General features: G+C 66.3%; 23 protein-coding genes and 1 tRNA gene. 7 read left to right on the top strand and 17 right to left on the bottom strand.

The genetic code is table 11. The features are described 5' to 3' along the window. The first annotated feature begins 20 nt into the window (after positions 1 to 20). Positions 21 to 446: a hypothetical protein gene (locus tag QX048_RS00310; RefSeq protein WP_315715350.1), complete on the top strand. Its 426-nt coding sequence runs from the start codon at positions 21 to 23 to the stop codon at positions 444 to 446. 159 nt (positions 447 to 605) lie between these two features. Here QX048_RS00310 and QX048_RS00315 read toward each other — a convergent pair whose 3' ends face one another. Both QX048_RS00315 and QX048_RS00320 read right to left on the bottom strand, forming a co-directional pair. Continuing rightward, a complete protein-coding gene (locus QX048_RS00315; protein ID WP_315825865.1) occupies positions 606 to 1,991 on the bottom strand; it encodes an AmpG family muropeptide MFS transporter in 1,386 nt (461 codons plus the stop codon). 117 nt (positions 1,992 to 2,108) lie between these two features. Beyond that, positions 2,109 to 3,344, bottom strand: a complete 1,236-nt coding sequence (locus QX048_RS00320) for a DNA recombination protein RmuC (RefSeq protein WP_315752210.1) — start codon at positions 3,342 to 3,344, stop codon at positions 2,109 to 2,111. Positions 3,345 to 3,513: 169 nt separating this feature from the next. On the opposite strand from QX048_RS00320, the gene def reads away from it, so the two are divergent. From def to truA, 3 genes are all read left to right on the top strand, one after another. Next, entirely contained in the window at positions 3,514 to 4,041 is a 528-nt protein-coding gene (gene def / locus QX048_RS00325; protein ID WP_315715353.1) for a peptide deformylase, read from the top strand. Positions 4,042 to 4,182: 141 nt separating this feature from the next. After that, positions 4,183 to 5,118 (top strand): methionyl-tRNA formyltransferase, encoded by a 936-nt coding sequence (gene fmt / locus QX048_RS00330; protein ID WP_315752209.1) that lies wholly within the window; start codon positions 4,183 to 4,185, stop codon positions 5,116 to 5,118. 120 nt (positions 5,119 to 5,238) lie between these two features. After that, complete coding sequence (gene truA / locus QX048_RS00335) at positions 5,239 to 5,976, top strand: tRNA pseudouridine(38-40) synthase TruA (RefSeq protein WP_315752208.1); 738 nt, start codon at positions 5,239 to 5,241, stop codon at positions 5,974 to 5,976. Positions 5,977 to 6,059: 83 nt separating this feature from the next. Here the strand turns inward: truA and dapE are convergent, their stop codons facing one another. The 11 genes from dapE to rpmH form a co-directional block, all read right to left on the bottom strand. Next, positions 6,060 to 7,214, bottom strand: coding sequence for a succinyl-diaminopimelate desuccinylase (gene dapE, locus QX048_RS00340; RefSeq protein ID WP_315825868.1), 1,155 nt, complete (start codon positions 7,212 to 7,214; stop codon positions 6,060 to 6,062). A gap of 17 nt (positions 7,215 to 7,231) precedes the next feature. After that, complete coding sequence (locus QX048_RS00345) at positions 7,232 to 7,882, bottom strand: DUF805 domain-containing protein (protein ID WP_316186628.1); 651 nt, start codon at positions 7,880 to 7,882, stop codon at positions 7,232 to 7,234. A 68-nt stretch (positions 7,883 to 7,950) separates the two neighbouring features. Next, positions 7,951 to 8,796 (bottom strand): 2,3,4,5-tetrahydropyridine-2,6-dicarboxylate N-succinyltransferase, encoded by an 846-nt coding sequence (dapD, locus tag QX048_RS00350; RefSeq protein WP_316186629.1) that lies wholly within the window; start codon positions 8,794 to 8,796, stop codon positions 7,951 to 7,953. 215 nt (positions 8,797 to 9,011) lie between these two features. Continuing rightward, a complete protein-coding gene (locus QX048_RS00355; RefSeq protein ID WP_315752205.1) occupies positions 9,012 to 9,704 on the bottom strand; it encodes a pyrimidine 5'-nucleotidase in 693 nt (230 codons plus the stop codon). A gap of 220 nt (positions 9,705 to 9,924) precedes the next feature. Further along, a complete protein-coding gene (locus QX048_RS00360) occupies positions 9,925 to 10,989 on the bottom strand; it encodes a DUF1036 domain-containing protein (protein WP_316200362.1) in 1,065 nt (354 codons plus the stop codon). Between the two features lie 110 nt (positions 10,990 to 11,099). Continuing rightward, positions 11,100 to 11,996 carry an acetylglutamate kinase gene (argB, locus tag QX048_RS00365; RefSeq protein WP_012047096.1) on the bottom strand — a complete coding sequence of 299 codons (897 nt, stop codon included), beginning with the start codon at positions 11,994 to 11,996 and terminating at the stop codon, positions 11,100 to 11,102. A 75-nt stretch (positions 11,997 to 12,071) separates the two neighbouring features. Then, positions 12,072 to 12,443, bottom strand: a complete 372-nt coding sequence (locus QX048_RS00370; RefSeq protein ID WP_315752203.1) for a DUF423 domain-containing protein — start codon at positions 12,441 to 12,443, stop codon at positions 12,072 to 12,074. Further along, positions 12,440 to 13,099 carry a ribosome biogenesis GTP-binding protein YihA/YsxC gene (yihA, locus tag QX048_RS00375; RefSeq protein ID WP_315715361.1) on the bottom strand — a complete coding sequence of 220 codons (660 nt, stop codon included), beginning with the start codon at positions 13,097 to 13,099 and terminating at the stop codon, positions 12,440 to 12,442. The genes QX048_RS00370 and yihA overlap by 4 nt, the downstream gene beginning before the upstream one ends. A gap of 128 nt (positions 13,100 to 13,227) precedes the next feature. Further along, positions 13,228 to 15,111, bottom strand: coding sequence for a membrane protein insertase YidC (gene yidC, locus QX048_RS00380; protein WP_316200361.1), 1,884 nt, complete (start codon positions 15,109 to 15,111; stop codon positions 13,228 to 13,230). 22 nt (positions 15,112 to 15,133) lie between these two features. Further along, on the bottom strand, positions 15,134 to 15,544 hold the full coding sequence (rnpA, locus tag QX048_RS00385) for a ribonuclease P protein component (protein ID WP_315715363.1): 411 nt from the start codon (positions 15,542 to 15,544) through the stop codon (positions 15,134 to 15,136). Between the two features lie 31 nt (positions 15,545 to 15,575). Beyond that, positions 15,576 to 15,710 (bottom strand): 50S ribosomal protein L34, encoded by a 135-nt coding sequence (rpmH, locus tag QX048_RS00390; protein WP_006609582.1) that lies wholly within the window; start codon positions 15,708 to 15,710, stop codon positions 15,576 to 15,578. A gap of 513 nt (positions 15,711 to 16,223) precedes the next feature. Here rpmH and QX048_RS00395 point away from each other — a divergent pair. The 3 genes from QX048_RS00395 (at position 16,224) to hisC (ending at position 19,208) form a co-directional block, all read left to right on the top strand. Beyond that, positions 16,224 to 17,699 carry a HAMP domain-containing sensor histidine kinase gene (locus QX048_RS00395; RefSeq protein WP_315715364.1) on the top strand — a complete coding sequence of 492 codons (1,476 nt, stop codon included), beginning with the start codon at positions 16,224 to 16,226 and terminating at the stop codon, positions 17,697 to 17,699. Between the two features lie 271 nt (positions 17,700 to 17,970). Beyond that, positions 17,971 to 18,047: transfer RNA gene (locus QX048_RS00400), tRNA-Arg, on the top strand. A 93-nt stretch (positions 18,048 to 18,140) separates the two neighbouring features. After that, on the top strand, positions 18,141 to 19,208 hold the full coding sequence (gene hisC / locus QX048_RS00405; RefSeq protein ID WP_316193321.1) for a histidinol-phosphate transaminase: 1,068 nt from the start codon (positions 18,141 to 18,143) through the stop codon (positions 19,206 to 19,208). A gap of 87 nt (positions 19,209 to 19,295) precedes the next feature. Here hisC and draG read toward each other — a convergent pair whose 3' ends face one another. The 4 genes from draG to QX048_RS00425 form a co-directional block, all read right to left on the bottom strand. Next, positions 19,296 to 20,186, bottom strand: coding sequence for an ADP-ribosyl-[dinitrogen reductase] hydrolase (draG, locus tag QX048_RS00410; protein WP_316193322.1), 891 nt, complete (start codon positions 20,184 to 20,186; stop codon positions 19,296 to 19,298). A 12-nt stretch (positions 20,187 to 20,198) separates the two neighbouring features. Next, positions 20,199 to 21,023 (bottom strand): NAD(+)--dinitrogen-reductase ADP-D-ribosyltransferase, encoded by an 825-nt coding sequence (locus QX048_RS00415; protein ID WP_316172746.1) that lies wholly within the window; start codon positions 21,021 to 21,023, stop codon positions 20,199 to 20,201. A gap of 64 nt (positions 21,024 to 21,087) precedes the next feature. Further along, the gene (locus tag QX048_RS00420; RefSeq protein ID WP_316172745.1) at positions 21,088 to 21,909 is read right to left on the bottom strand and encodes a TIGR04222 domain-containing membrane protein; all 822 of its coding nucleotides are present in this window, start codon (positions 21,907 to 21,909) and stop codon (positions 21,088 to 21,090) included. A 2-nt stretch (positions 21,910 to 21,911) separates the two neighbouring features. After that, positions 21,912 to 22,466, bottom strand: a complete 555-nt coding sequence (locus QX048_RS00425; protein WP_315752198.1) for a hypothetical protein — start codon at positions 22,464 to 22,466, stop codon at positions 21,912 to 21,914. Positions 22,467 to 22,511 lie beyond the last annotated feature (45 nt).

Raw genomic sequence — 22,511 nt, forward strand, 5'->3', positions numbered from 1 at the left:
GCACAGACGGAAGTGAATTGATGACGAAACGCGGATTCGGCAAACGGCTGGCTTTGGGCGCGATTCTGGCGGCACTCTCGGCGCCGTCGGTGCTGGCGCAGCAAAGCGAGGCACCGCAGAAGGCGGGGCGCCCGCTCAATGCCGGTGACGTGCTGTCGGGCGAGCTGACGGCGCTGAAGCTGAAAGGCGCCAAATCGGGCCAGCCCTCCGCCGCCTATCAGATCACCAGCGAGCCGCGCCGCCTGCCGCCGCCGAGCGGGCTGTGCAATCTCGAGACCGGACCGGAGACGTTCCAGCTCGTCACCGCGAACACGGCGCAGGCCTCGCAGCTCAAGGGCCTGCTCGGCAAGCAGATCGCGGTCAAGGTCGACGAGATCGCCTGCGCCCAGGATGCGGGGCAGATGAGCGAGGCGGTCGTGACCAAGTGGAGCTTGGTGAAGCGGTGACACTTGGGACGCTGCGAGCGCCGCCTCCTGACTTCTGCAGTCATCGCCCGGCTCGACCGGGCGATCCAGTACGCCGCGGCCCTCGGTTGATAGCTGACGTCTCTGGAATACTGGGTCATCCGCCTTCGCGAGTGACGACAGTTGACGGTGAGGCGGCAGCTACAACTTCACCGGCCCCAAATCATCGAAATGCCCACGCCGTTGCAGCCAAGCGAGCAGCACGAGGCTCGGGATCGCGACGAGCACGCAGATGACGAAGAATGCAGGCCAGCCGGTCGCTTTCGCCACATAGCCCGCGCCCGATGACAGATAGGTTCGTCCAACCGCGGCGAGCGCGGTGAGCAGCGCATATTGGGTCGCGGTGTGCAGCGGGTTCTGGCACAGCGCAGAGAGATAGGCGACAAAGATCACGGTGCCGATCGCGCTGGTGAGGTTCTCCGCAGAGATCGCCAGCGCCAGCGCCCACTGATTGACGCCGACGATGGCGAGCCATGAGAACGACAGGTTGGCCAGCGCCTGCACGATGCCGCCGATCCACAGGCTGATGGCGAGCGAATAGCGCCGCGCGACGAAGCCGCCGGCAAAGCCGCCGGCGAGCGTGGCGGCGAGGCCGACGCCTTTCACGATCGCGGCGTAGTCGACCTTGCTGAAACCGAGATCGATCACGAACGGCGCGGTCATCGTGCCGGAGAAGGCGTCAGTGAACTTGAACAGCACGACGAAGGCGAGCGCCGTGAGCGCATCACGTCGGCCGAGGAACTCGACGAAGGCTCCGGCAGCCGCATGCATCACGCGGGTGAGCGCGGTGTCCGCACCCATCGCGGCCTCCGCCTGCTGCGACTGGGCCGGCTCGGTCGCCGCGAGGGCCGTGATCGTGCCGATCAGCACCAATCCGGCCATCGCAACATAGCCCCACATCCAGGACGACGGACGCGTCAGCCCCGAGGTCTCGAATGCACTGACCACCACCAGTGCGCCGGCGGTCGAGACCAGCATGCCGATGCGGTAGGCGGCGACATACGCCGCCATGCCCGCGGCCTGCTCACTCTCCGGCAGGCTCTCGACGCGGAAGGCATCGACCACGATGTCCTGGGTCGCCGACATCGCGGCGACCAGCAGCGCGGCCAGCGCCACCATGAACGGCGCGTGCGCCGGGTCGGTCAACGCCAGCAGCAGGATGGCGGCGATCAGCAGCAGTTGCGCGAACACCAGCCAGCCGCGCCGCCGCCCGAAGGCGCGCGTCAGCAGCGGCACGTGCAGCGCGTCGACCAGCGGCGCCCAGAGGAATTTCAGCGTGTAGGGCGTGCCGACGAGCGCGAATAGCCCGATGGTCCCGAGGTCGACGCCGAGCTCGCGCATCCAGATCTGCAAGGTCGAGCCGGACAGCGCCAGCGGCAGCCCCGACGAAAATCCGAGGAACAGCACCACGAGCACGCGCGGCTGCAGATAGACGGCCATGCTCTCGCGCCAGGTGGGGGCTTTTGGCGCAGCCTCGGGCTTTGCGCCGGTCGCGGTGATGTCGGAAGAAGCCTCAGGTACGGTCATGGATGGGTGGTAGCAGATTGGCGCAAGAAACGCTCCCCATCTCAGCTGTCATCGTCCGCGAGCCGGGCGATGACAGTCTTGGCAAAATTCAAGCTGCGACAGGGGCGAGCTGCCCAATCACTCGCCCGCCTGCACGCGTCCCGCCAGCGGAAACAAATCCGGCGCGGTGCCCGTAGCCGGCGCGATGCGTGGCGACTCCACCGGCGTGTCCTGTTTGCTGAAGTCGAGCTCCTCGATGCGGGCGGCGCGCTTCTCGATCTTGTCGGCCGAGATGAGGATCTGGCGGATGTCCTCGCCGACATCGCCGAAATGCTTCTGCAGCTTGAGCACGCGCTCGCGCAGGCGGCCGAGATCGTCCCCGAGATGGATCACCTCGTTGCGGATCTGGTCGGCGGCGTCGCGGATGCGTGCGTCCTTCATGATCTGCTGCATGACCTGGATCGCGAGCATCAGCAGCGACGGCGACACCAGCACGACGCGCGCGCGATACGCTTTCTGGATGACGTCGTCGAAGCCATCATGGATCTCGGCATAGACCGATTCCGACGGCACGAACATCAGCGCGGTGTCCTGCGTCTCGCCGACCACCAGATATTTCTCCGCGATGTCGTTGACGTGACGCAGCACGTCGGTACGCAGGCGCTGTGCGGCGGTGCGCTTCTCCTCGTCCGTCTCCGCATCATGCAGCGCGGTCACGGCTTCCAACGGAAACTTGGCGTCGATGCACAGCGGTCGCGCGTCGGGCAGGAACACGACGCAGTCCGGCCGCTTGCCGCTGGCGAGCGTGTACTGGAACGCGTAACTGCCCTTCGGCAGTCCGTCCTGCACGATCGCCTCCATCCGCGCCTGGCCGAACGCGCCGCGCGACTGCTTGTTGGCGAGGACGTCGCGCAGGGTCGTGACCTGGGTCGTCAGCTCGCTGAGATCACGGTGGGCATTGTCGATGATGCCGAGCCGCTCGTGCAGCACGCGCAGACTATCCATGGTGTGGCGCGTACTCTGCTCCATCGACTGTCCGACGCGATGAGTCACCGCATCGAGCCGCTCGTTGACGCTGCGGGCAAGATCAACCTGCCGGCCGGCGAGCAGCTGCGCCATCGCGTCGACCCGGCCGGAGGCCTCGCTCTGGACGCGGATCATCTCGCTGAACCGATGTTCGATCTCATCGCTGCGCATCGCCTGCTGGGCCGCGAGCTCGGCGCCGCGCCGGCCGGAACGCACCACGGCCGCCACGATCATCACGAGCAGCAGCACCACCAGCACGCCAAATCCGATCAGCGCATCGCTGGCGCGGACCGGAAGGTCGCCGATCATGATGACGACAGGATTGAGGGACTGGCTGGCGGCGGTCATCACGCCCGTCTATCCGATTCGCACAAGCTCGCGAACGAAGAGAGAACATTTATGGTTAAGGCCGGGTTAAGAATCATGGTTAACGAGGCGTTGAAATTCATGGTTAGCGAAGTCTTAACTGCGAGCCATCACATTGACCGCGCCGGTTCCGCGGCTTAAATCGCGCGCCATGTCCCTAAGAGAAATCATCATTCTGCCGGACCGGCAGTTGCGGCTGGTGTCCAAGCCGGTCGAGAAGGTCACGCCGGAGATCCGGCAGCTGGTCGACGACATGTTTCAGACCATGTACGACGCGCCTGGCATCGGGCTCGCAGCGATTCAGGTCGCGCAGCCGCTGCGCGTCATCACCATGGATCTGGCCAAGCCCGACGCGAACGGGGAAGGCAAGCGCGAGCCGCGCGTCTTCATCAATCCGGAGATCGTTGCCAAGTCGGACGAGCTGTCGGTCTACGAGGAAGGCTGCCTGTCGATCCCCGAATATTACGAGGAGGTCGAGCGGCCGGCGCGGGTGCGCGTGCGCTTCACCGATCTCGACGGGCTGGTTCGCGAGGAGGATGCCGAGGGGCTCTACGCCACCTGCATCCAGCACGAGATCGACCATCTCAACGGCGTGCTGTTCATCGACTATCTGTCGAAGCTCAAGCGCGACCGCGTGATGAAGAAGTTCGCCAAGGCCGCCAAGCGCGCCAGCGAGTAACGATCAACTCTCTCCTCCGTCATGCCCGGGCTTGACCCGGGCATCTACGTCGCGCCGCGCGTTACAGGCAGCTCGACGTGGATGACCGGGACAAGCCCGGCCATGACGCGGAGGATTCGGCAATGCAGGATCTTCCACCAGATGCCGCTTCGCCTGATCTTCATGGGCACGCCGGATTTCGCCGTGCCGACCCTGCTCGAACTCGCCGGCCACGGCCACGAGATCGCGGCGGTCTATACGCGCGCGCCCAAACCCGGCGGCCGCCGCGGCCTGGCGCTGGTGCCGACGCCGATCGAGACCGAGGCGCGCCGGCTCGGCATTCCCGTGCTCACGCCGAAGACGCTGAAGACCGAGGACGCGCTGGCTGCGTTCCGCGCCCATGAGGCCGATGCCGCCGTTGTCGTCGCCTATGGCATGATCCTGCCGCAGGCGATTCTCGATGCACCGAAACTCGGCTGCTACAACCTCCACGCCTCGTTGCTGCCACGCTGGCGCGGCGCCGCGCCGATCAACCGTGCCATCATGGCAGGGGACGCTGAAAGCGGCGTGATGGTCATGAAGATGGATGTCGGTCTCGACACCGGCGACGTCGCGATGGCCGAGCGTCTGCCCATCACTGACGCGATGACGGCGTCCGATCTGCACGATCGCCTCTCGCGGATCGGTGCCGACCTGATGGTGCGCGCGATGGCGGCGCTGGAGCGCGGCGGGCTGACGTTGACGAAGCAGGCCGAGGAGGGCGTCACCTACGCCGCCAAGATCGAGAAGGCGGAGGCGCGGATCGATTGGACGAAGCCGGCGCATGCGGTGCTGCGGCACATCCACGGCCTGTCGCCATTTCCCGGCGCCTGGAGCGAGGTCACGCTCGATGGCGAGGCGGTGCGTTTGAAGTTCCTGCGCTGCGCGCTCGCCAGCGGCGCGGGCGAGCCGGGCGCCGTGCTCGACGAGCAGCTCACCATCGCCTGCGCCGACGGCGCGATCCGCATCACCGAGCTGCAGCGCGCCGGCAAGGGCCCGATGAAGGCCGCGGATTTCCTGCGCGGCACCCCATTGAATCGCGGTGCTCGTTTTTCGTAACGCTGTCATACCCCGCGAAAGCGGGGTATCCAGTACGCCGAGACGTGCATTGTCGCGCCGAGACGTCGGCGAATACTGGATCGTCCGCCTGCGCGGGCGATGACGGCAGCAATAGACCGAATGCCCCGCTACAAGCTCACCATCGAATATGACGGCGCGCCGTTCTGCGGCTGGCAGCTGCAGGAGACCTTGCCGTCGGTGCAGGGCGCGCTCGAAGCGGCGGTGCAGGCGACCTGCGGCGTGCCCACGCGTGTGCACGGCTCAGGCCGCACCGACGCCGGCGTCCACGCTACCGGCCAGGTTGCGCATTGCGACATCGCCAAGGAGTTCCGCCCGGACAAGCTGCGCGACGCGCTCAACGCGCATCTGCGGCCGAACCCGGTCGCGGTGCTCGCCGCCGAGATCATGCCCGACACCTTCGAAGCGCGGTTCTCCGCGCGCAGGCGGCACTACCGTTACCGGATCGTCAATCGCCGCTCCAACCTCGCGCTGGAGGTCGGCCGCGTCTGGCGGGTGCCGCAGCGGCTCGATTCCGATGCAATGCATGCAGCCGCGCAGCGGCTGATCGGCAAGCACGACTTCACGACGTTCCGCGATACCGAATGCCAGGCGAAATCGCCGGAGAAGACGCTGGATCAGCTCGACGTCGTGAGGGACGGCGATGCGATCACCATCCTCACCTCCGCCCGCTCCTATCTGCATAGCCAGGTCCGCTCGATGGTCGGCTCACTGGTGTGGGTCGGGCAGGGTCGCTGGACCGCCGATGATCTCGCCGCCGCGCTCGCCGCGCGCAACCGCGCCGCCTGCGGCGTCGTCGCGCCGCCGGAAGGGCTTTACCTCGTGAAGGTCGACTACTAATTGCGGCCGCTCCACTCGATATCGCTGCCGCGGAGACGTCCTGGATTCCTTCGCTGCGTTCGCAATGATGCGCAGAGAGGGGGTCACGCGAAGTAGCGATCGAGAATGCCGCGATAGATCTTCGTCAGGGTGGCGATGTCGGCGACCGAGGCGCGCTCGTCGATCTGGTGCATGGTCTGGCCGACCAGGCCGAACTCGATCACCGGGCAATAGCTCGAGATGAAGCGCGCGTCCGACGTGCCGCCGGTGGTCGAGAGCTCCGGCTTGCGGCCCGTCACGCTCTCGATCGCAGCAACCGCGAGGTCGGTGAACGGTCCGGGCTTGGTCAGGAACACGTTCGAGTTCGACGGCAGCCAGTCGATGCGGGCGCGGATGCGATTGCCGCAGGCCTTCGTCAGCCGCTCCTCGACCAGCGCGCGCAGCGTCTCCTGCGTATGGCAGTCATTGTAGCGGATGTTGAACTTCGCCCGCGCCAGTCCGGGAATGACGTTGCTGGCGGTGTTGCCGACATCGACGGTGGTGAATTCGAGATTCGACGGCTGGAACTGCGCGCTGCCGTTGTCGAGCGGTTCGTCCGACAAGGCCACGATCAGGCGCGAGATGTCCGGCACCGGGTTGGAGGCGCGGTGCGGGTAGGCGACGTGGCCCTGCTTGCCCTCGACGATCAAGGTGCCGGACTGCGAGCCGCGGCGGCCGATCTTGATGCAGTCGCCCATGACCTCTTGATTGGACGGCTCGCCGAGCACGCAATGGTCGAACCGCTCGCCGCGCTCGGCCGCCCACTTCAACAGCTTGATGGTGCCGTTGATCGAGACGTCCTCCTCGTCGCCGGTGATCAGGAACGAGATCGAGCCCTTCGGCTGTCCGCTGTGATCGCGCAGATAGTCGAGCGCAGCCGCGACGCTGCAGGCGATGCCGCCCTTCATGTCGACGGCGCCACGGCCATAGATGTAGCCGTCCTTCACCTCGCCCGAGAACGCCGGCAGGCTCCACGCCGCTTCATCGCCGGGCGGCACCACATCGGTGTGGCCGGCGAACGTGATGTGCGGCCCGTCGGTGCCGATGCGGGCATAGAGGTTGTCGATGTCGGCGGTGCCTGCTTCGGAGAACGTCACGCGATGCGTGGTAAAGCCCGCGTCCTTCAGCAGGGCCTCGAGCACGCCAAGCGCGCCGGCATCGGCCGGGGTCACGGAGGGGCAGCGGATCAGGTCGCGGGTGATGGCGAGGGCATCGGTCATGCCTTTCGCTTAACATGCTATTTTGCCGGCGGGCTAGTGCTGCCGATTGCCGCTTCCCCTCGCGGCGGGCTCGCAACGTGCGGGGTGAACTCCAGCTCCTTGTGCTGGTTCCAGGCGGGCGCGGGCGGTCTTGGCTGGCCGGAGCGTTCGCTGGATCGGACCTTCGGCAACGGGTTGGGCCCGAAGCGATTGGTCCAGGGATCGCCGGCAAGGCAGTACAATTCGATGAAGGCCCACAGCGAGAGCAGCGCACCAGCGCCGCCCACGATCGCTGGAATGACCGTCCCGGGAATGCGCTCCGCGTACTGGTTGACCAGCCCGGGCACGACGAAGAACGGAACCGTCCACCAGCCGCTCCTGTCGCGGTCATGCAGCCGCTTGATGGCGCCTGCGGCAAACACCCAGACGAACACGGGGGTGAGGATGACGTGGAAGGTGGCGGGGACGATATCGGCGCGGGTCAAGCCGCGAAAGGTGTCCGGGTCGAGGACCGCGAAGATGTCGGTCAGATTGAAGCTGAAGGCCGTCGGGCCGCCCAGCAGCCTGCTCGCGCCCGCCACCAGCGTGGCGGCAAAGACCATCCAGCAGAGCACCACCAGCAACGACAGCCAGAGCTTGGCGCGGTTGATCCGGCCGTGGAAGCGAAACAGAAACCAGGTCCAGTCCATGGACGTCCTCCGGACCGATGGCTTGGCCGGCCCGGAGATTCGTTGCTACGGCCGCAGCCGCGGTTCAATCAGTCGCGCAACAGCTCGTTGATCGAGGTCTTGGAGCGGGTGCGCTCGTCGACGCGCTTGACGATGACGGCGCAGGCGGTGGAGGGGCCGATCTGGCCGTTCTTCATCGGCTTGCCCGGCAGCGCGCCCGGCACCACGACGGCATATTCCGGCACCTCGCCGACGAAAACCTCGCCCGTCTCGCGGTCGACGATCTTGGTCGACGCGCCCAGGAAAACGCCCATCGACAGCACCGCCCCCTTGCGTACGACCACGCCCTCGGCAACCTCCGAGCGCGCGCCGATGAAGCAGTCATCCTCGATGATCACGGGGCCGGCCTGCAGCGGCTCAAGCACGCCGCCGATGCCGACGCCGCCGGAGATGTGCACGCGCTTGCCGATCTGGGCGCAGGAGCCGACCGTCGACCAGGTGTCGACCATGGTCGCCTCGTCGACATAGGCGCCGAGATTGACGAAGGACGGCATCAGCACGACGTTCCTGGCGATGTAGGCCGAGCGGCGCACGATCGCGCCGGGCACGGCGCGGAAGCCGGCGTCGCGAAAGCGGTTCTCGCCCCAGCCCTCGAACTTCGACGGCACCTTGTCCCACCACGACGCCTGGCCGGGGCCGCCGGGGATCACGCTCATGTCGTTGAGGCGGAACGACAGCAGCACGGCCTTCTTGAGCCACTGGTTGACGCTCCACTTGCCGTCAGTGCCGCGCTCAGCGACCCGGGCCTCGCCCTTGTCGAGCAGCTCGAGCGCGCTCTCCACGGCGTCGCGGACCTCGCCCTTGGTCGTGGTCGAGACGCCATCACGGGCATCGAAGGCGCTGTTGATGGTGGATTCCAGGGCGGACAGTGACATCGGTCGATCCTCGCTTGGTCCCTGGGCAGAAAGCCGGGGACGGCCGTGTACGAGCATGGTGGGCAGGGCGGCTTTTTCGGGATTTGGACCCGGAGAGTCAAGGACGCATCGGTGGCGGGGGCCGTCCGCGCGGGAGGTGCGGCTTATCATGCTCCGTCATTCCGGGTTCGATGCTTCGCATCGTCCCGGAATGACAGCTCAATGCGTGGCGGGTTTCACCCCACCAGCCGCTGCAAGAACCCGGTCAGATCGTCCGTGACATGATCGACATGCGGATCGTCGCGCCCCGCCAGCTCCCAGTCCTCGCGCACCACCTCCTTGGTGCCGTCGGGCACTACCAGCACGGTCGTCATGCCGAGGTCGTGCGGGACGACGAGATTGCGGGCGAGATCCTCGAACATCGTGGCCCTGGCAGGATCGACGTCATGGAGCTTGAGGAATTTGTCATAGGTCTCGCGCGCCGGCTTCGGCGTCAACTCGGCGGCGATGATGTCGAATACGCCGTGGAAATGCGCGGCAATGCCGAGCCGCGCCAGCACCGCGTCGACGTGGTCGACCGAGCCGTTGGTCAGGATCAGCTTGCGCCCCGGCAGCTTCTCGATCGCCGCGCCCATCGCCGGGTTCGGCTCCAGCGGCGAGTGGTCGATCTTGTGCACGTAGGCAAGGAAGTCGTCGGCGTGCACGCCGTGCTCGGTCATCATGCCGCGCATCGTGGTGCCGTAGCGGCGGTAGTAGTCCTTCTGGATGCGGCGCGCCTCCTCCGCATCGACCTTGAGCCAGTTGGAGACGAACTCGCCGATCCTGGCATCGACCTGCTGCCACAGATTGACGTGATGCGGATACAGCGTGTTGTCGAGGTCGAACACCCAGGTGTCGACGTGATCGAAGGCGCGAGGGGATTTTGTCATGTGGGCGTCGGTCCATCCTGCCTTCGGTCATCATGCCCGGCTAGGGCGGCATATTCCGCTGTCGTCCCGGCGAACGCCGGGACCCATACCGCGGAAGCTATCTTGCGGCATGATGGCTGATGCCGATGGCCCAAACCTCGGCCGGTGGTTATGGATCCCGGCGTTCGCCGGGATGACAGCTGTGGGTGTGGTGGCAACGTGGGCAACGTCGCTATGCCCATCACGGCAACGCGAAGCGCAGCGTCTTGCCGCCGCGGGTGATGTCGACGGCGGTGAATCCGGTGGCGGTGAAGCCGCGGCTCGGGCAGTCGCCCTGCTCTGATGTCTCGAACTTGTTCTCGCGGGTGCAGAGTTGCACCAGCCCGCCCCAGTTCAGCGGCTTGTTCTTCAGTTTGATGGTGCGGTTCTCATCGTCGACCGCCTCGGCGAAGCTGTAGACCTTCTTCGGCTGCCCGGCGATGTCGGGATGCAGGCATTTGCCGGCATCGATGCGGTACCAGCCGCGGCTGACCACGGTGCGGCCGTCGTCGGTGCCGACCGCCGCCATGACCTTGTGCGGGGTGTCGTTGCACCAGGTCAGCCCGGTGGGGGAGGGCGTCTGCACCGCGTCCACCATGGTCGCGAAGAAATTCGGCTGCGACACGACGTCGGATGACAGCCCGCGGCTTTTCAGGAACGCCGCGAGCGCGGCTTGCGTCTTCGGCCCGTCGACGCCGTCGATCGGCGAGGCGTCATAGCCGGCGATGCCGAGCAGCCGCTGGATGCCGGCGAGCCGCGCCTGCTCGTCGTCATATTCTGCGCTCTCGGCGAGATAGGCGATCAGGGTGCCGTCGTCGGCCTTGCTCGGCGTCACCTGCGTGAACGCCGCCGGCGTCTGACCGGTGCGGCACTGGCGGGCGGCGGCGATGACGAAATTGTCCGCCGCCACGCACAGCTGATCGTTGCCGTTCTCGGCGAGCGGCGACGCGCCGTAGAGGCTGAGCGCGCGTGCATGCAGGAGAATGCGGTCGGCGGTCATCGTCCCCTGCAGCACCACGCGGCAGGTCGCCGGATCGAGCCGGAACCATCCGCGTGTCGCGGTTGCCGCCTTCTCGTCGATGCCGATTGCGGCCTCGACGACGTAGCTCATTCGGTTGCAGAGCTTGAGGTCGGCGCGGGCGGGGGTGAGGGAGGCGAACAAGGCCAGAAGGATCACAGTGAGGCTGAGCGGAGCGCGAGTCCGGGAGGGTTTGATACGCCCCGCTCTCTCCCCATCGTCATGCCCGGGCTTGACCCGGGCATCCATGTTTCTCGCTCCGAACTCGCCGAACAACGTGGATGGCCGGGCTGTCTGCATTGCGAAGACGCGCTCCGCGCTTTCGCCCGGCCATGACGGAGAGAGTTGGCGGGAAGTGCTCACTTGTGGATCAGCGTGCCCGTGCCCTGGTTGGTGAACAGCTCGAGCAGCACGGCATGCTGCACCTTGCCGTCCAGGATGACGACGCCCTGCACGCCCTGCTCGAGTGCGTAGATGCAGGTCTCGACCTTCGGGATCATGCCGCCGGAGATGGTGCCGTCGGCGATCAGCTTGCGTGCGTCCTTCACCGACAATTCCGGAATCAGCTTCTTCGACTTGTCGAGCACGCCGGGCACGTCGGTGAGCAGCAGGAGGCGCTTGGCCTTCAGCGCACCGGCCACGGCCCCGGCGAACGTATCGGCGTTCACGTTGAAGGTCTGGCCTTCCTTCGAGGTCGCCAGCGGTGCGAGGATCGGGATCAGCTCGTAGCCGATCAGCTGATTCAGCAGCGTCAGATCGACCTTGTCCGGCTCGCCGACGAAGCCGAGATCGACCACCTTCTCGATGTGACTGTCAGGATCGACCATGGTGCGGGTCGCCTTGACCGCGCGCACCATGTTGCCGTCCTTGCCGCACAGCCCGACGGCCTTGCCGCCGGCCTCGTTGATGTAGCCGACCAGCTGCTTGTTGATCGAGCCGGCCAGCACCATCTCGACGATCTCGATCGTCGCCGCGTCCGTGATGCGCAGGCCGGCGGCGAATTCGGAGACGATGCCGAGGCGCTTGAGCATGGTCGCGATCTGCGGGCCGCCGCCATGCACCACCACCGGATTGATCGCGGTCTGCTCCAGCAGCACGATGTCGCGCGCGAACGCTTTTGCGGTGTCCTCGTCGCCCATGGCGTGGCCGCCATATTTGATGACGATGGTTTCGTCGTCGTACTCCTGCATGTGCGGGAGCGCTTCGGACAGGATGCGGGCCTGATCGAGCGGGCTGATGGTGGTCGCGTCGGTCATGTCTGGGAGGTCTCGGCTGTCGGGGGCGTCGCGCCGCGTTCTAGCCGATTGCCGCCCGCGGCGCAAAGCGCCGGATCACGCCCGCCGCGGCCACAGCGCGCAGACCGCGAGTGCGAGCCAGCTCGCGATCTGCAAGCTACCGCCGATCGGCGCCGCGAACGGAAACAGCCGGTCGCCGGTGAACTGCCGCATCAGGAGGTCGCTGGCGAACAGGGCCGGGCCGAGCACGAAGCCGATCGCCGTGACCAGGCCGATGCGCCGATGAACCACGCCGCGCTCTGCCAGCGCGATGGTGCCGAGCAGGGCGCAGGCGTGGAACAGCAGCATGGTGGAGGCGGTCGCGAGCCGCGCTGCGTCGGGCTCGTGCGCGGCCTTGGCCGCCAGCGCGACGCCGGCGGCGCCCATCAGCCCGGCCATTGCGACCAGGATTCGCCACGGCGTCATCATGTGCTGCGCTCTTCCAGCAGCCGCACCATGGCGGCACGCAGCTCCGGCATGCCGGTGCCGGATCGTGACGACGTCGCCAGCACGTGAGGAAACGCCGCCGGATGCTTGGCGAGCGCGGCCTCGGTCTCGGCGATCCGGCTTGCGAGCTCAGCCGGCTTGATCTGGTCGGCCTTGGTCAGGACGAGCTGATAGCTGACGGCGGACCGGTCCAGCGTCTTGAGGATCTCCTGATCGACTTCCTTCAGCCCATGACGGGCATCGATCAGCACATAGACGCGGGCGAGAGAGGCGCGGCCGAGCAGGAATTTGTGGATCAGCTCGGTCCAGGACGCGACCTTGGTCTTCGCCGCGGCGGCATATCCATAGCCGGGCATGTCGACCAGCCGCAGCGGCGCATGCTCGGGCCCCTCGAAGAAGATCAGCTCCTGGGTGCGGCCCGGCGTATGCGAGGTGCGCGCCAGCGCGTTCTGGCCGGTCAGCGCGTTGATCAGGCTGGACTTGCCGACATTGGAGCGGCCGGCGAAGGCGACCTCGATCGCCCCCATCGGCGGCAGGCTTTCGATCGAGGGAGATGCATGGGTGAAGCGCCACGATTGGGCGAACAGCTTGCGACCTTTTTCGATCAGGCGCTCGTCGGTGTCGTGGCTGGTGGTCATGACAAGGCCTCGCTCTTCGTCATGCCCGGGCTTGACCCGGGCATCCACGCCCATTGCGCGGGATATCAAAACGTGGATGGCCGGGACAAGCCCGGCCATGACGGTAGATGGTTGGTTGCTTCAGCGGCTCACGCCGCCTTACTCGTCACGCCGCTTTTTTTTTTGAACGTGCCGCGGATGTTGTCGAACAACTCCACCTTCACGCCATTGCGGCGCATGATGAAGCCCTGCTGCAGCACCGAAAGCGTGTTGTTCCAGGCCCAGTAGATCACGAGGCCGGCCGGGAAGCCCGCGAGCATGAAGGTGAAGATCAGCGGCATCCAGTTGAAGATCATCGCCTGGGTCGGATCGGGCGGCGTCGGGTTCAGCTTCATCTGGAACCACATCGTGATGCCCATGATGATCGGCCAGATACCGAGCGCGAGGTAATGGCCGAACAGCGGCAGCTGCGTCGGATCGAACGGGATCAGGCCGAACAGCGTGAACAGATTGGTCGGATCCGGAGCCGAGAGATCCTTGATCCAGCTGATGAACGGCGCGTGCCGCATCTCGATCGTGACGAAGAGAACCTTGTAGAGCGAGAAGAACACCGGGATCTGCAGCACGACCGGGAGACAGCCGGCGACCGGGTTGATCTTCTCCTTCTTGTAGATCTCCATCATCTCCTGCTGCTGCTTCATCCGGTCGTCCGGATAGCGCTCCTTGAGCGCCTGCAGCTGCGGCTGGATCGCCTTCATCTTGGCCATCGAGGCGTAGGACTTGTTGGCCAGCGGGAAGAACAAGGCCTTCACCAGCACCGTCACCAGCAGGATCGAGACGCCGAAATTGCCGAAGAAGCGGAAGAAGAAGTCGAGCGCCAGGAACATCGGCTTGGTCAGGAAGTAGAACCAGCCCCAGTCGATCAAGAGATCGAAATGGTTCAGCGCGAGCTTCTGATTGTAGCCGCCGAGGCCGCCGATCGGGAAGTTGATGCCGACCACGCCGGCCTCCTTGGCGCCGGCGAACAGCCGGGTGGAGACGCTGGCCGAGCCGCCGGCCGGCACCGTCTGCGGGGTCTCGACATAGTCGGTCTGGTAGCGATGCTGGTTGTCGACCAGCTTCGACGAATAGTTTGCCTGCAGCCGCGCATCGGTCATCGGCAACAGCGCCGCCGCCCAATATTTGTCGGTGATGCCGAGCCAGCCATTGGTGACGTCGAACTTCGCCGCCTTCTCGTCGTCCATCTTCTTGTAGGTGAACTCCTGCAGGCCCTTCTCGCCGAGATAGCCGATCAGGCCTTCGTGCAGGATGTAATAGCCCGACACGTGCGGCGTGCCGTGACGCGAGATCAGGCCGTAGGGATACAGCGTCACCGGTGCGTTGCCGGCGTTGGTGACGTCGTCCTTGATGGTGAAGAGATAGTGATCGTCGACGCTGATGGTGCGCTGGAAAGTCAGGCCGTCGCCGTTGGTGGTGGTCAGCTTCACCGGGGTCGACGGCGTCAGCGCATTCGAGCCGTCCTGCTGCCAGACGGTGTTCTGGTCGGGCACCTGCACCTTGGCGCCGGCGGCGTTCACCCAGCCGAACTCGGCATAATAGGGCTCGGCGGTGTTGGACGGGGAGAACAGCACGATCGCCGGCGATTTCGGATCGACCGTCTCGCGGTACTGCACGAAGGCCAGGTCGTCGATGCGTGCGCCCTTGAGTGAGATGCTGCCGGTCAGCCGCGGTGTGTCGATCTTGACGCGCGGCGTGGCGGCGATGGCGGTGTCGCGCGGCATCACGCCGGTGCTGGTCACGGCGCCGCCCGGCGCGCTCGGGCTGCCGGTCGCGGCCGCGCCCGGCTGCGGGGTGGCCGACGGCGCGGCGCTGTCGGGCTGCGTTGCCGGCGCCTGCTTCTTGGCGAGTTCGGCCTGCATCTGGGCCTGCGCGCGCTGCTTCTCCATCTGCGGTCCGTTGTAGAAGACCTGCCAAAGGATCAGCACGAGGCCGGACAGAATGACGGCGAGGATGGTGTTGCGATTGTCGGTCATCGTTTTCTTATCGTCTCGTCGTTCAATCCGGTTTGCGGGAATGCGCGTCCGGTGCGGGAGCGTTTGGCTTGTCCGCATCCGACGGCTTGCGCGGCTGCGGCTTGGCCTGCGGCCGGTCGAGGCGGCGGAGCGTCGCCTGGAGATCGGCGAGCATGGTCTGGAAGTCGCGTGACAGGGCATCCCGCCGGCCGACCAGCACGTAGTCAGTGTGCGGCCGCATCGACAGGGGATCGAGCCGTTTCACAAGCTCGCGCAGCCGCCGACGGATGCGATTACGCTCCGTGGCGGTGCCATTCTTCTTGGTGACGGTAAAGCCGATCCGGACCGGGCCCCGGTCCGGCCGTTCCCGGCGCTGGACGACGAAGGCAGGGCTGTTCGCCCGCACGCCATCGGCAACGGCGAGGAAGTCCGCCCGCTGCCGTAGCCGATCCATGATGGAAATCTCCGGGACAGACGCCCTGGCTTCAGGCGCTGAGACGCTTGCGGCCCCGGGCGCGACGCGCGGCAAGGACCTTGCGGCCGCCGGTGGTGGCGAGACGGGCGCGGAAGCCGTGACGGCGCTTGCGCACCAGTTTGCTGGGTTGATAAGTCCGCTTCACGGGTCGTTCTCCGCTGACGGGCAATTTGCCAGTTGACAACTTGCCTGCTTGAAATGTCGATTGATGTCCGGTGATGTTTACGGGCCCGAAATGGACCGCTGCCGGCCCTGAAATCGAGCCGCTCCCGGGCGAGCCGGGTCATCGCGGACGGTTGGCGCGGCTTATAAGGGAGCGTCCTGCCTTCGTCAATCGCGGCAAGACGTCATAGGCGGTGCAGGGATCGACGACGCCGAGATCTCGTCAAGACCTTCGTCACCAGCCGTGGGTCAGCGTCGCGAACGACACGAGGCAGGACGAGAACGCAAGTCCCTGCGCACAAGACCCTGCGCACATGACGAAGGCAAGAATGGCTTCGGCGCGGCGGGGTTGAAGACGTCAGAGATCGTGCAGTTTCGGGTTCCATTATGAACGATTTGGAAACCGGAACATGAGCGATCCGTAATTTGACCGGACTCCGGTGCAGTCCCATCTTGCGGTCCCGTAAGGGTGGGGTGTCTCTTACAAGGGCGATACGTGACCGAGAGCGACAACCAGCCAATCCTGGAGCGCCTGCGACCGAAACGGTCGCGGCGGCTCGGCTTGTCTGGAAAGCTGCTGCTGTTGACCATTCCGCTGGTGATGATCGCGGAGGTGCTGATCTACGTGCCGGCGATCGCCAATTTCTGGACCAACCGGCTCAACGACCGCCTGGCGGCCGCAAATACCGCTGCCCTGGTGCTCGACGCCGCACCGTCCGGCATGGTGCCGGATTCGCTGGCGCGGCAGATCCTCACCTCCATCAACGCGCGCGGCGTCGCCATCAAGATGGGCCAGCAGCGCCGTCTGCTCGCGAGCGCCGACCTGCCCGCCTCGATCGACCACGACTTCGACATGCGCGACATGACGGCGTGGTCGTCGATCGTGAACTCGCTGACGATGATGACGGAGACCGGCGACCACACCATGCGGGTGATCGGACCGGCGCCCGGCCGAGCCCAGTTCATCGAGGTCGTCACCGACGAGAAGCCGCTGCGCAAGGCGATGTACCGGTTCTCGCGCAACCTGCTCGGCGTTTCGCTGCTGCTGGCGGTGCTGACCGCGGCGCTGGTCTATCTCGCCCTGCATTTCCTGTTCGTGCGGCCGATGCGGCGTCTCACCGCGAGCCTCGTCGGCTTCCACGAAAATCCGGAGAGCGTGGCGCGAATCATCGTGCCGAGCCAGCGTTCCGACGAGATCGGCGTCGCCGAGCGCGAGCTCGCCGACATGCAGCGCGACCTCGTCTCGATGCTGCATCAGAAGAGCCGGCTCGCCGCGCTCGGCCTCGCCGTGTCCAAGATCAACCACGATCTGCGCAACCTCTTGGCCTCGTCGCAGCTGCTGTCGGACCAGCTCGCCAGCGTGCCGGATCCGCGAGTGCAGCGCTTCGCGCCGAAGCTGATGCGCTCGCTGGAGCGCGCCATCGCGTTCTGCCAGTCGACGCTGTCCTACGGCAAGGTCCAGGAGCCGGCGCCGGACCGCCGCATGGTGGTGGTCGAGCCCGTCGTCGCCGAGGTGCGAGAGACCGCCGGCCTGTCGCCGGATGCATCGATCACCTGGATCGCGGCGATCGAGCGCGGGCTGAAGATCGATGCCGACCCCGACCAGCTGTTCCGCGTGCTGCTCAACCTGGTGCGCAATGCCGCCCAGGCCCTGGACAGCCTCGCGGCGGACGCCGGCGTGCGCCAGATCCGCATCACCGGCCGCCGCGAAGGCGGGGTGGCGATCCTGGAGGTCTCGGACACGGGTCCCGGTGTCCCGGCGAAGGTGCGGGAGCACCTGTTCGAGGCCTTCCGCGGTGCCGGTCGTCCGGGCGGCTCGGGGCTGGGCCTTGCGATTGCGGCCGAATTGGTCCGGGCCCATGATGGCGACATCCAACTGGTCGAAGGGACCCTGGGGGCGACCTTCCGAATCACGATCCCTGACCGTCCTGTCGAGTTGCAGACCTTCTGGACCGAGCGCGCCAGCGCCTGAACCCGACCGGCCTCATCCGCCATTCCCCCGGGCGACGCCGCAGGCGTTGAGCCCGGAACTCCTGGCGTGTCGGAACGAAGCCCATCCGCTCCGGCCATGCCGAACCGCGCCGGCGCGTCTGCGGAAAAATGGTCGCAAAATGTCCCGCTCCAGCCTTGCCAAGCGGTCTCCGAGCCGTTAGTCAGGGGCCCTTCGCGAGGCCTGCCGGCGTTTGCCGCTCCGGCCTTCCGGGATCCGGCCCCTGGCCCGGAGCCTGCCAAATGCGAAAAACGCGCCCGTAGCTCAGCTGGATAGAGCATCAGACTACGAATCTGAGGGTCGGACGTTCGAATCGTTCCGGGCGCGCCATTTGCCGATGATCCACACCACGTTCAGTTCGCACGTCCATCGCTTCCGATCGATGCGTCGATCGGCGGATCTCGGGTGCGCAGGAGAACAATCTTGAGTCGCTTCTGGTCCGAGCTCGTTCATCGGCTGTCGCCCTATGTGCCCGGCGAGCAGCCGCAGATCCCGGGCCTGGTCAAGCTCAACACCAATGAGAGTCCGTTCGGGCCCTCGCCGAAGGCGATCGGGGCCATACGGGCCGCCGCGGCCGACACCTTGCGCCTCTATCCCGATCCCCAGGCAACGCGGCTGCGCGAGGCCCTCGCGGCCTATCACAAGGTCTCACCCGAGCAGGTGTTCGTCGGCAACGGTTCGGATGAGGTGCTGGCGCATGCCTTCGCGGCGCTCCTGAAGCAGCCGGCGCCGCTTCTGTTCCCTGACGTGACCTACAGCTTCTATCCGGTCTACTGCCGGCTGCTCGGAATCGACTACGCGACCGTTTCGCTCGATGCCGAGATGCGCGTGCGTATCGACGATTATGTCGGCCGTCCCGGCCCGGTGATCATCGCCAATCCGAACGCACCGACCGGAATTGCGCTGTCGCGTGCCGAGATCGCACTGCTGGTTGCTGCCCGCAGCGACGCGGCCGTCGTCATCGACGAGGCCTATGTCGATTTCGGCGCCGAGACCGCGATCCCCTTGATCTCCGAGCATCCCAACCTGCTGGTGGTGCAGACGATGTCGAAATCGCGCGCGCTCGCAGGACTCCGCGTCGGCTACGCGATCGGCGACGCCGCGCTGATCGAAGGCCTGACGCGGGTCAAGGACAGCTTCAACTCCTACCCGCTCGGCCGCCCCGCCCAGGCCGGCGCGATCGCCTCGATCGAGGACGACGCCCATTTCCAGCAGGCGCGCTCGGTCATCATGAAGAACCGCGCGGACCTCACCGCCGCGCTGGTTCGTCTCGGCTTCGAGGTGCTGCCGTCCAGCGCCAATTTCGTCTTCGCCCGGCATCCGGACCATTCCGGCCAGGCGCTGTCCGCAGCGTTGCGCCAGCGCGCCGTGCTCGTCCGCCATTTCACCGCCCCGCGGATCGCGGACTATCTGCGTATCACCATCGGCTCGGAGACGGAGCTCGCGCGGCTGACGGACGCGCTGCGCGAGATGTTGGCGCAGAATGGTTGAGGGCCGTGGCTGAGACGACGATCGGTCGGAGCCGATCCGCCACGGCCGGCACACTTTGCGACGTCTGGATGCCATTGCTCCAAGACATCAGGCCCGAATCGCGCGCGCAATCGCCAGTAGCCGCGGCACCTGCACCTCAATGTCCGCCGCCACGTCGCGGTCGAGCCTGTCGCGCCAGCGCGCAGGAATCGCCGCCAGCCCATAGGTGGCGCCGGCCAGCATGCCCGCGAGCGCACCCGTCGTGTCGGCATCGCCGCCCTGGTTGACGGTCTGCACAAGGCATTCGGTGAACGAGTTGGCGGCAAGATAGTGGTGCAGCACGGTCTGCATGGTGTCGACGACGAAGGCCGAGCTCCGCCCCGGATAGGGGACGAAGCTGAAGGCGCGGTGCTTGCCGATCAGAGCATCGGCTTCGCGGCGGACGGCGTCCTGGCCCTCCCCCAGCAGCAAGGCGTGAGTCATGCGCACCAGCGCGATGCAGGCGCCGTCCGACAGCGGATGATGGTGCGTGGCGCGTGCCTGCGCCAGCGTCCAGGTTTCGGCGTTGTCCGGTGCCTCGAGCGTCGCGAGCGCCACCGGCAGCACGCGCATCGCCGCGCCATTGCCGGCGTCGCCTTCGGCGTAGACGCCTTCGACCGTGCCGTGCATGACGTAGCGGCGGATGCCGCGGCGGCAGGTGTTGCCGACATCGGCCGGCCCGGTCCGGAGCCAGGCGGCAAACTCCTCGCAGACGTCGCGCGCGTCGAAGCCGCGCTTGCGGATCAGCGAGCGTCCCAGCGCCAGCGACATCTCGGTGTCGTCGGTGACCTCCCCCGGCCTGAGCTTGAGCCAGCCGCCGCCGATGATGTCGCGATGCACGCCGTATTGCGCGACGATCTCGCCTCGGGTCATGAACTCGACGGTGGCGCCGAGCGCGTCGCCGATGGCAAAGCCGAGATAGGCCGCGAGCGCGCGTTCCTCGACATCGGGTGCGGTCATGCTGCGATCCGCTCATACATAGTCGACGCTCACGCGGTAGTCGCCGCCGATCACGAGGTATTCGCCTTCGCCCTTCAGCGCATGTGACGACAGCAGGCCGTTGAAGAACACGATCTTGCTGACGGGAATCCGCGCGGTGAGGATCATGTCGCCGAAGCAGCCCGCAGTGTCGCGGTCGGAGGAGAACGAGACGAGGTTGTTGAGCCGGACCACCGCCTCGCGCCGCGTTGTTCGCGCCACGATCCAATGCTCGTCGAACGAATTGACGCCGCGATGCAGCGTCAGATGCGTCTCGCCTGGAAAGGCGAAGCGGCGGATCGCCCATTGGCAGAATTCGAACAGCAGATCGAGCTGCACCCAGATCGCATTGTTGTGGAAGCGGCTCGACATCTTCTCCTGGACATAGGTCGTCCAGGCCCGGCTTGCCACGCGTTCGATGATCTCCTTGTGGTAGGACGGACCGAGGCCGAACCGGCTCTCGACCCAGCCCTTGAGCACGGCGCCTTCCGGGCCGTTGCTGTCGAAGCCCCAGCCCTGGATCAGCCGCAGGAAGGACGAGCGGAAACGCCGCTGGCCGCCGGACGTCGCGGCGCGTTGCTCGGGATCGAGGCCGAACATCGCCATCATGTAGGCCGAGAAGGCCTGGCCGGCCTCGTTGAGATGCTCCGCCTGCGCGAGCATCGTGAACAGGCTGGGGTTCATCTCGGTGACGCCCCAGATGTGCAGCGGCGCCGCGCTGTCGTTGAAGGCGCAGCTCGCCAGCCATTCCGAGGGACGTCCCACGAGATTGGTCGAATGGCCGATGCCGCGCCGTGCTTCGTCGTTCATGACGCGCATGATGCCGCGTCGGATGCGAACAGGAAAGTCTACGGCGGTGACACCGGCGAAGAGCGATTGATTGTCAGCTGCAACCGCCGCAGCCGCCTCCACCACCACCTCCGCAACCGCCACCGCCGCAACCACCGCCACTGCTGCTCAGCGCCTTGGATGTTGCCAGCACCGAAGCGTAGGCGGTGCCGGACAGCACCGCCGCGCCGGTCAGTGCGACGGCCAGTAGCAATTCATGCTCGCGCGGGGCGCGGGCTGCGCGCGCATGCGTCGCCTGATAGCTCCGCAGCACCTCGTTGCCGGCGTATGTGCGGGAGGGCGCCTTTGCGATCATCGCCGCGCCCAGCGCCGTAAGACCGAGTAGTAGTATTAGAAAGCCTACGTCGTGTTGCCGCGAAGCGCCGACGAGGACCTTGATCAGTCCGAACAGGATGAGCGCGCCGACGAATGGCAATACGGCCTTGCGGAATGCCACCATCTGGCTGTCGGTCGGTGCATAGCCGAGAGCCTCCAGCCGCGCCTGAATGCGCGCCGTAAGTGGCGCAAGCGCCTGCTGGAATTCCTGCCGTGTCATCTCCGGGCGGAATGCAAGCCGCGGCGGACGGTCCATCAGCGCCGCCAGCGACGTCTGATCAGTCACTGTTATCTTGTGATCGCGGGCGGTGAAGGTTGCTGCGCCGTTCGCAGCGAAGCCGAGCAGCACGGTATCGCCGAAACGTGGCGCGCCGCCGGCGAGATAGGCCAGCTCGAGCTCGTTTAAAGGCGGCTGGGGCTTGGCCGCGGCCGGGCCGATCGTTCCGCGTAGGGCGAAGGCCTTGAGGAAAATGATGGCGCCGAGAACGATGTAGACGAGTAGGAATGGGCCGGCCGTCCAGTCGAACGGATTGAGCGCCATATTCATCTCCTGAACAGCCGCCGCAGCCATGCGCGTGGCCGGGGCAGAATGAGCCAATGGGTGAGGTCGGTGACGTGATAGCGCGGGCCGGCGAAACGGATGTGTGTCGCAGGCCACAGATCGGGGCTGGGCGGACCGAAGAAGCGTTCATGCAGTGCCAGCGTCTCGGCATATTGCCGGCGGTAGGTCATCTGCGCCTGCGGTCCGCCGGGCGTCGGATCATGATGCAGCGGGGCCTGGAGCCGTTCGCCGCACCAGATCACCCAATAGTCGCGCGAATAGATCAGATGCTGGTGCCAGACCTCGTCAACCACCTCGCTGGGCGTCACCGGCGTGGGCGAAACCATCGCGAGAAAGCAGAAGCGGCGATAGGCCTCGATCGCGGCCCGGGCCTCATCGAGGCTCCAGCCATGGTCGCGCGCCAACCGCTGGGTGAAGTTGAACGGCGTATCCGGCTCGAAATCATGCGCGGCAATGCGCTGCCATAAGTCCTGTCGCGCAGGTGCCCAGTCCGGCTCGTCGGCCTGGACATCGACCTTGACCTGCGCGCGTCGCACCGAAGGCTCCCGGAGATCGTGCACGGCAGCACCTTAGCATAGATG

Origin of the sequence: Bradyrhizobium sp. SZCCHNS30572, assembly GCF_032484415.1 — a bacterium.
Taxonomy (GTDB): domain Bacteria; phylum Pseudomonadota; class Alphaproteobacteria; order Rhizobiales; family Xanthobacteraceae; genus Bradyrhizobium.

Excerpts from the sequence above, each read along its gene's own strand:
- QX048_RS00310 (WP_315715350.1), top strand. The coding sequence starts at position 21 with ATGACGAAACGCGGATTCGGCAAACGGCTGGCTTTGGGCGCGATTCTG.
- QX048_RS00315 (WP_315825865.1), bottom strand. The coding sequence starts at position 1,991 with ATGACCGTACCTGAGGCTTCTTCCGACATCACCGCGACCGGCGCAAAG.
- QX048_RS00320 (WP_315752210.1), bottom strand. The coding sequence starts at position 3,344 with ATGACCGCCGCCAGCCAGTCCCTCAATCCTGTCGTCATCATGATCGGC.
- def (WP_315715353.1), top strand. The coding sequence starts at position 3,514 with ATGTCCCTAAGAGAAATCATCATTCTGCCGGACCGGCAGTTGCGGCTG.
- fmt (WP_315752209.1), top strand. The coding sequence starts at position 4,183 with ATGCCGCTTCGCCTGATCTTCATGGGCACGCCGGATTTCGCCGTGCCG.
- truA (WP_315752208.1), top strand. The coding sequence starts at position 5,239 with ATGCCCCGCTACAAGCTCACCATCGAATATGACGGCGCGCCGTTCTGC.
- dapE (WP_315825868.1), bottom strand. The coding sequence starts at position 7,214 with ATGACCGATGCCCTCGCCATCACCCGCGACCTGATCCGCTGCCCCTCC.
- QX048_RS00345 (WP_316186628.1), bottom strand. The coding sequence starts at position 7,882 with ATGGACTGGACCTGGTTTCTGTTTCGCTTCCACGGCCGGATCAACCGC.
- dapD (WP_316186629.1), bottom strand. The coding sequence starts at position 8,796 with ATGTCACTGTCCGCCCTGGAATCCACCATCAACAGCGCCTTCGATGCC.
- QX048_RS00355 (WP_315752205.1), bottom strand. The coding sequence starts at position 9,704 with ATGACAAAATCCCCTCGCGCCTTCGATCACGTCGACACCTGGGTGTTC.
- QX048_RS00360 (WP_316200362.1), bottom strand. The coding sequence starts at position 10,989 with ATGGATGCCCGGGTCAAGCCCGGGCATGACGATGGGGAGAGAGCGGGG.
- argB (WP_012047096.1), bottom strand. The coding sequence starts at position 11,996 with ATGACCGACGCGACCACCATCAGCCCGCTCGATCAGGCCCGCATCCTG.
- QX048_RS00370 (WP_315752203.1), bottom strand. The coding sequence starts at position 12,443 with ATGATGACGCCGTGGCGAATCCTGGTCGCAATGGCCGGGCTGATGGGC.
- yihA (WP_315715361.1), bottom strand. The coding sequence starts at position 13,099 with ATGACCACCAGCCACGACACCGACGAGCGCCTGATCGAAAAAGGTCGC.
- yidC (WP_316200361.1), bottom strand. The coding sequence starts at position 15,111 with ATGACCGACAATCGCAACACCATCCTCGCCGTCATTCTGTCCGGCCTC.
- rnpA (WP_315715363.1), bottom strand. The coding sequence starts at position 15,544 with ATGGATCGGCTACGGCAGCGGGCGGACTTCCTCGCCGTTGCCGATGGC.
- draG (WP_316193322.1), bottom strand. The coding sequence starts at position 20,186 with ATGACCGCACCCGATGTCGAGGAACGCGCGCTCGCGGCCTATCTCGGC.
- QX048_RS00415 (WP_316172746.1), bottom strand. The coding sequence starts at position 21,023 with ATGCGCGTCATGAACGACGAAGCACGGCGCGGCATCGGCCATTCGACC.
- QX048_RS00420 (WP_316172745.1), bottom strand. The coding sequence starts at position 21,909 with ATGGCGCTCAATCCGTTCGACTGGACGGCCGGCCCATTCCTACTCGTC.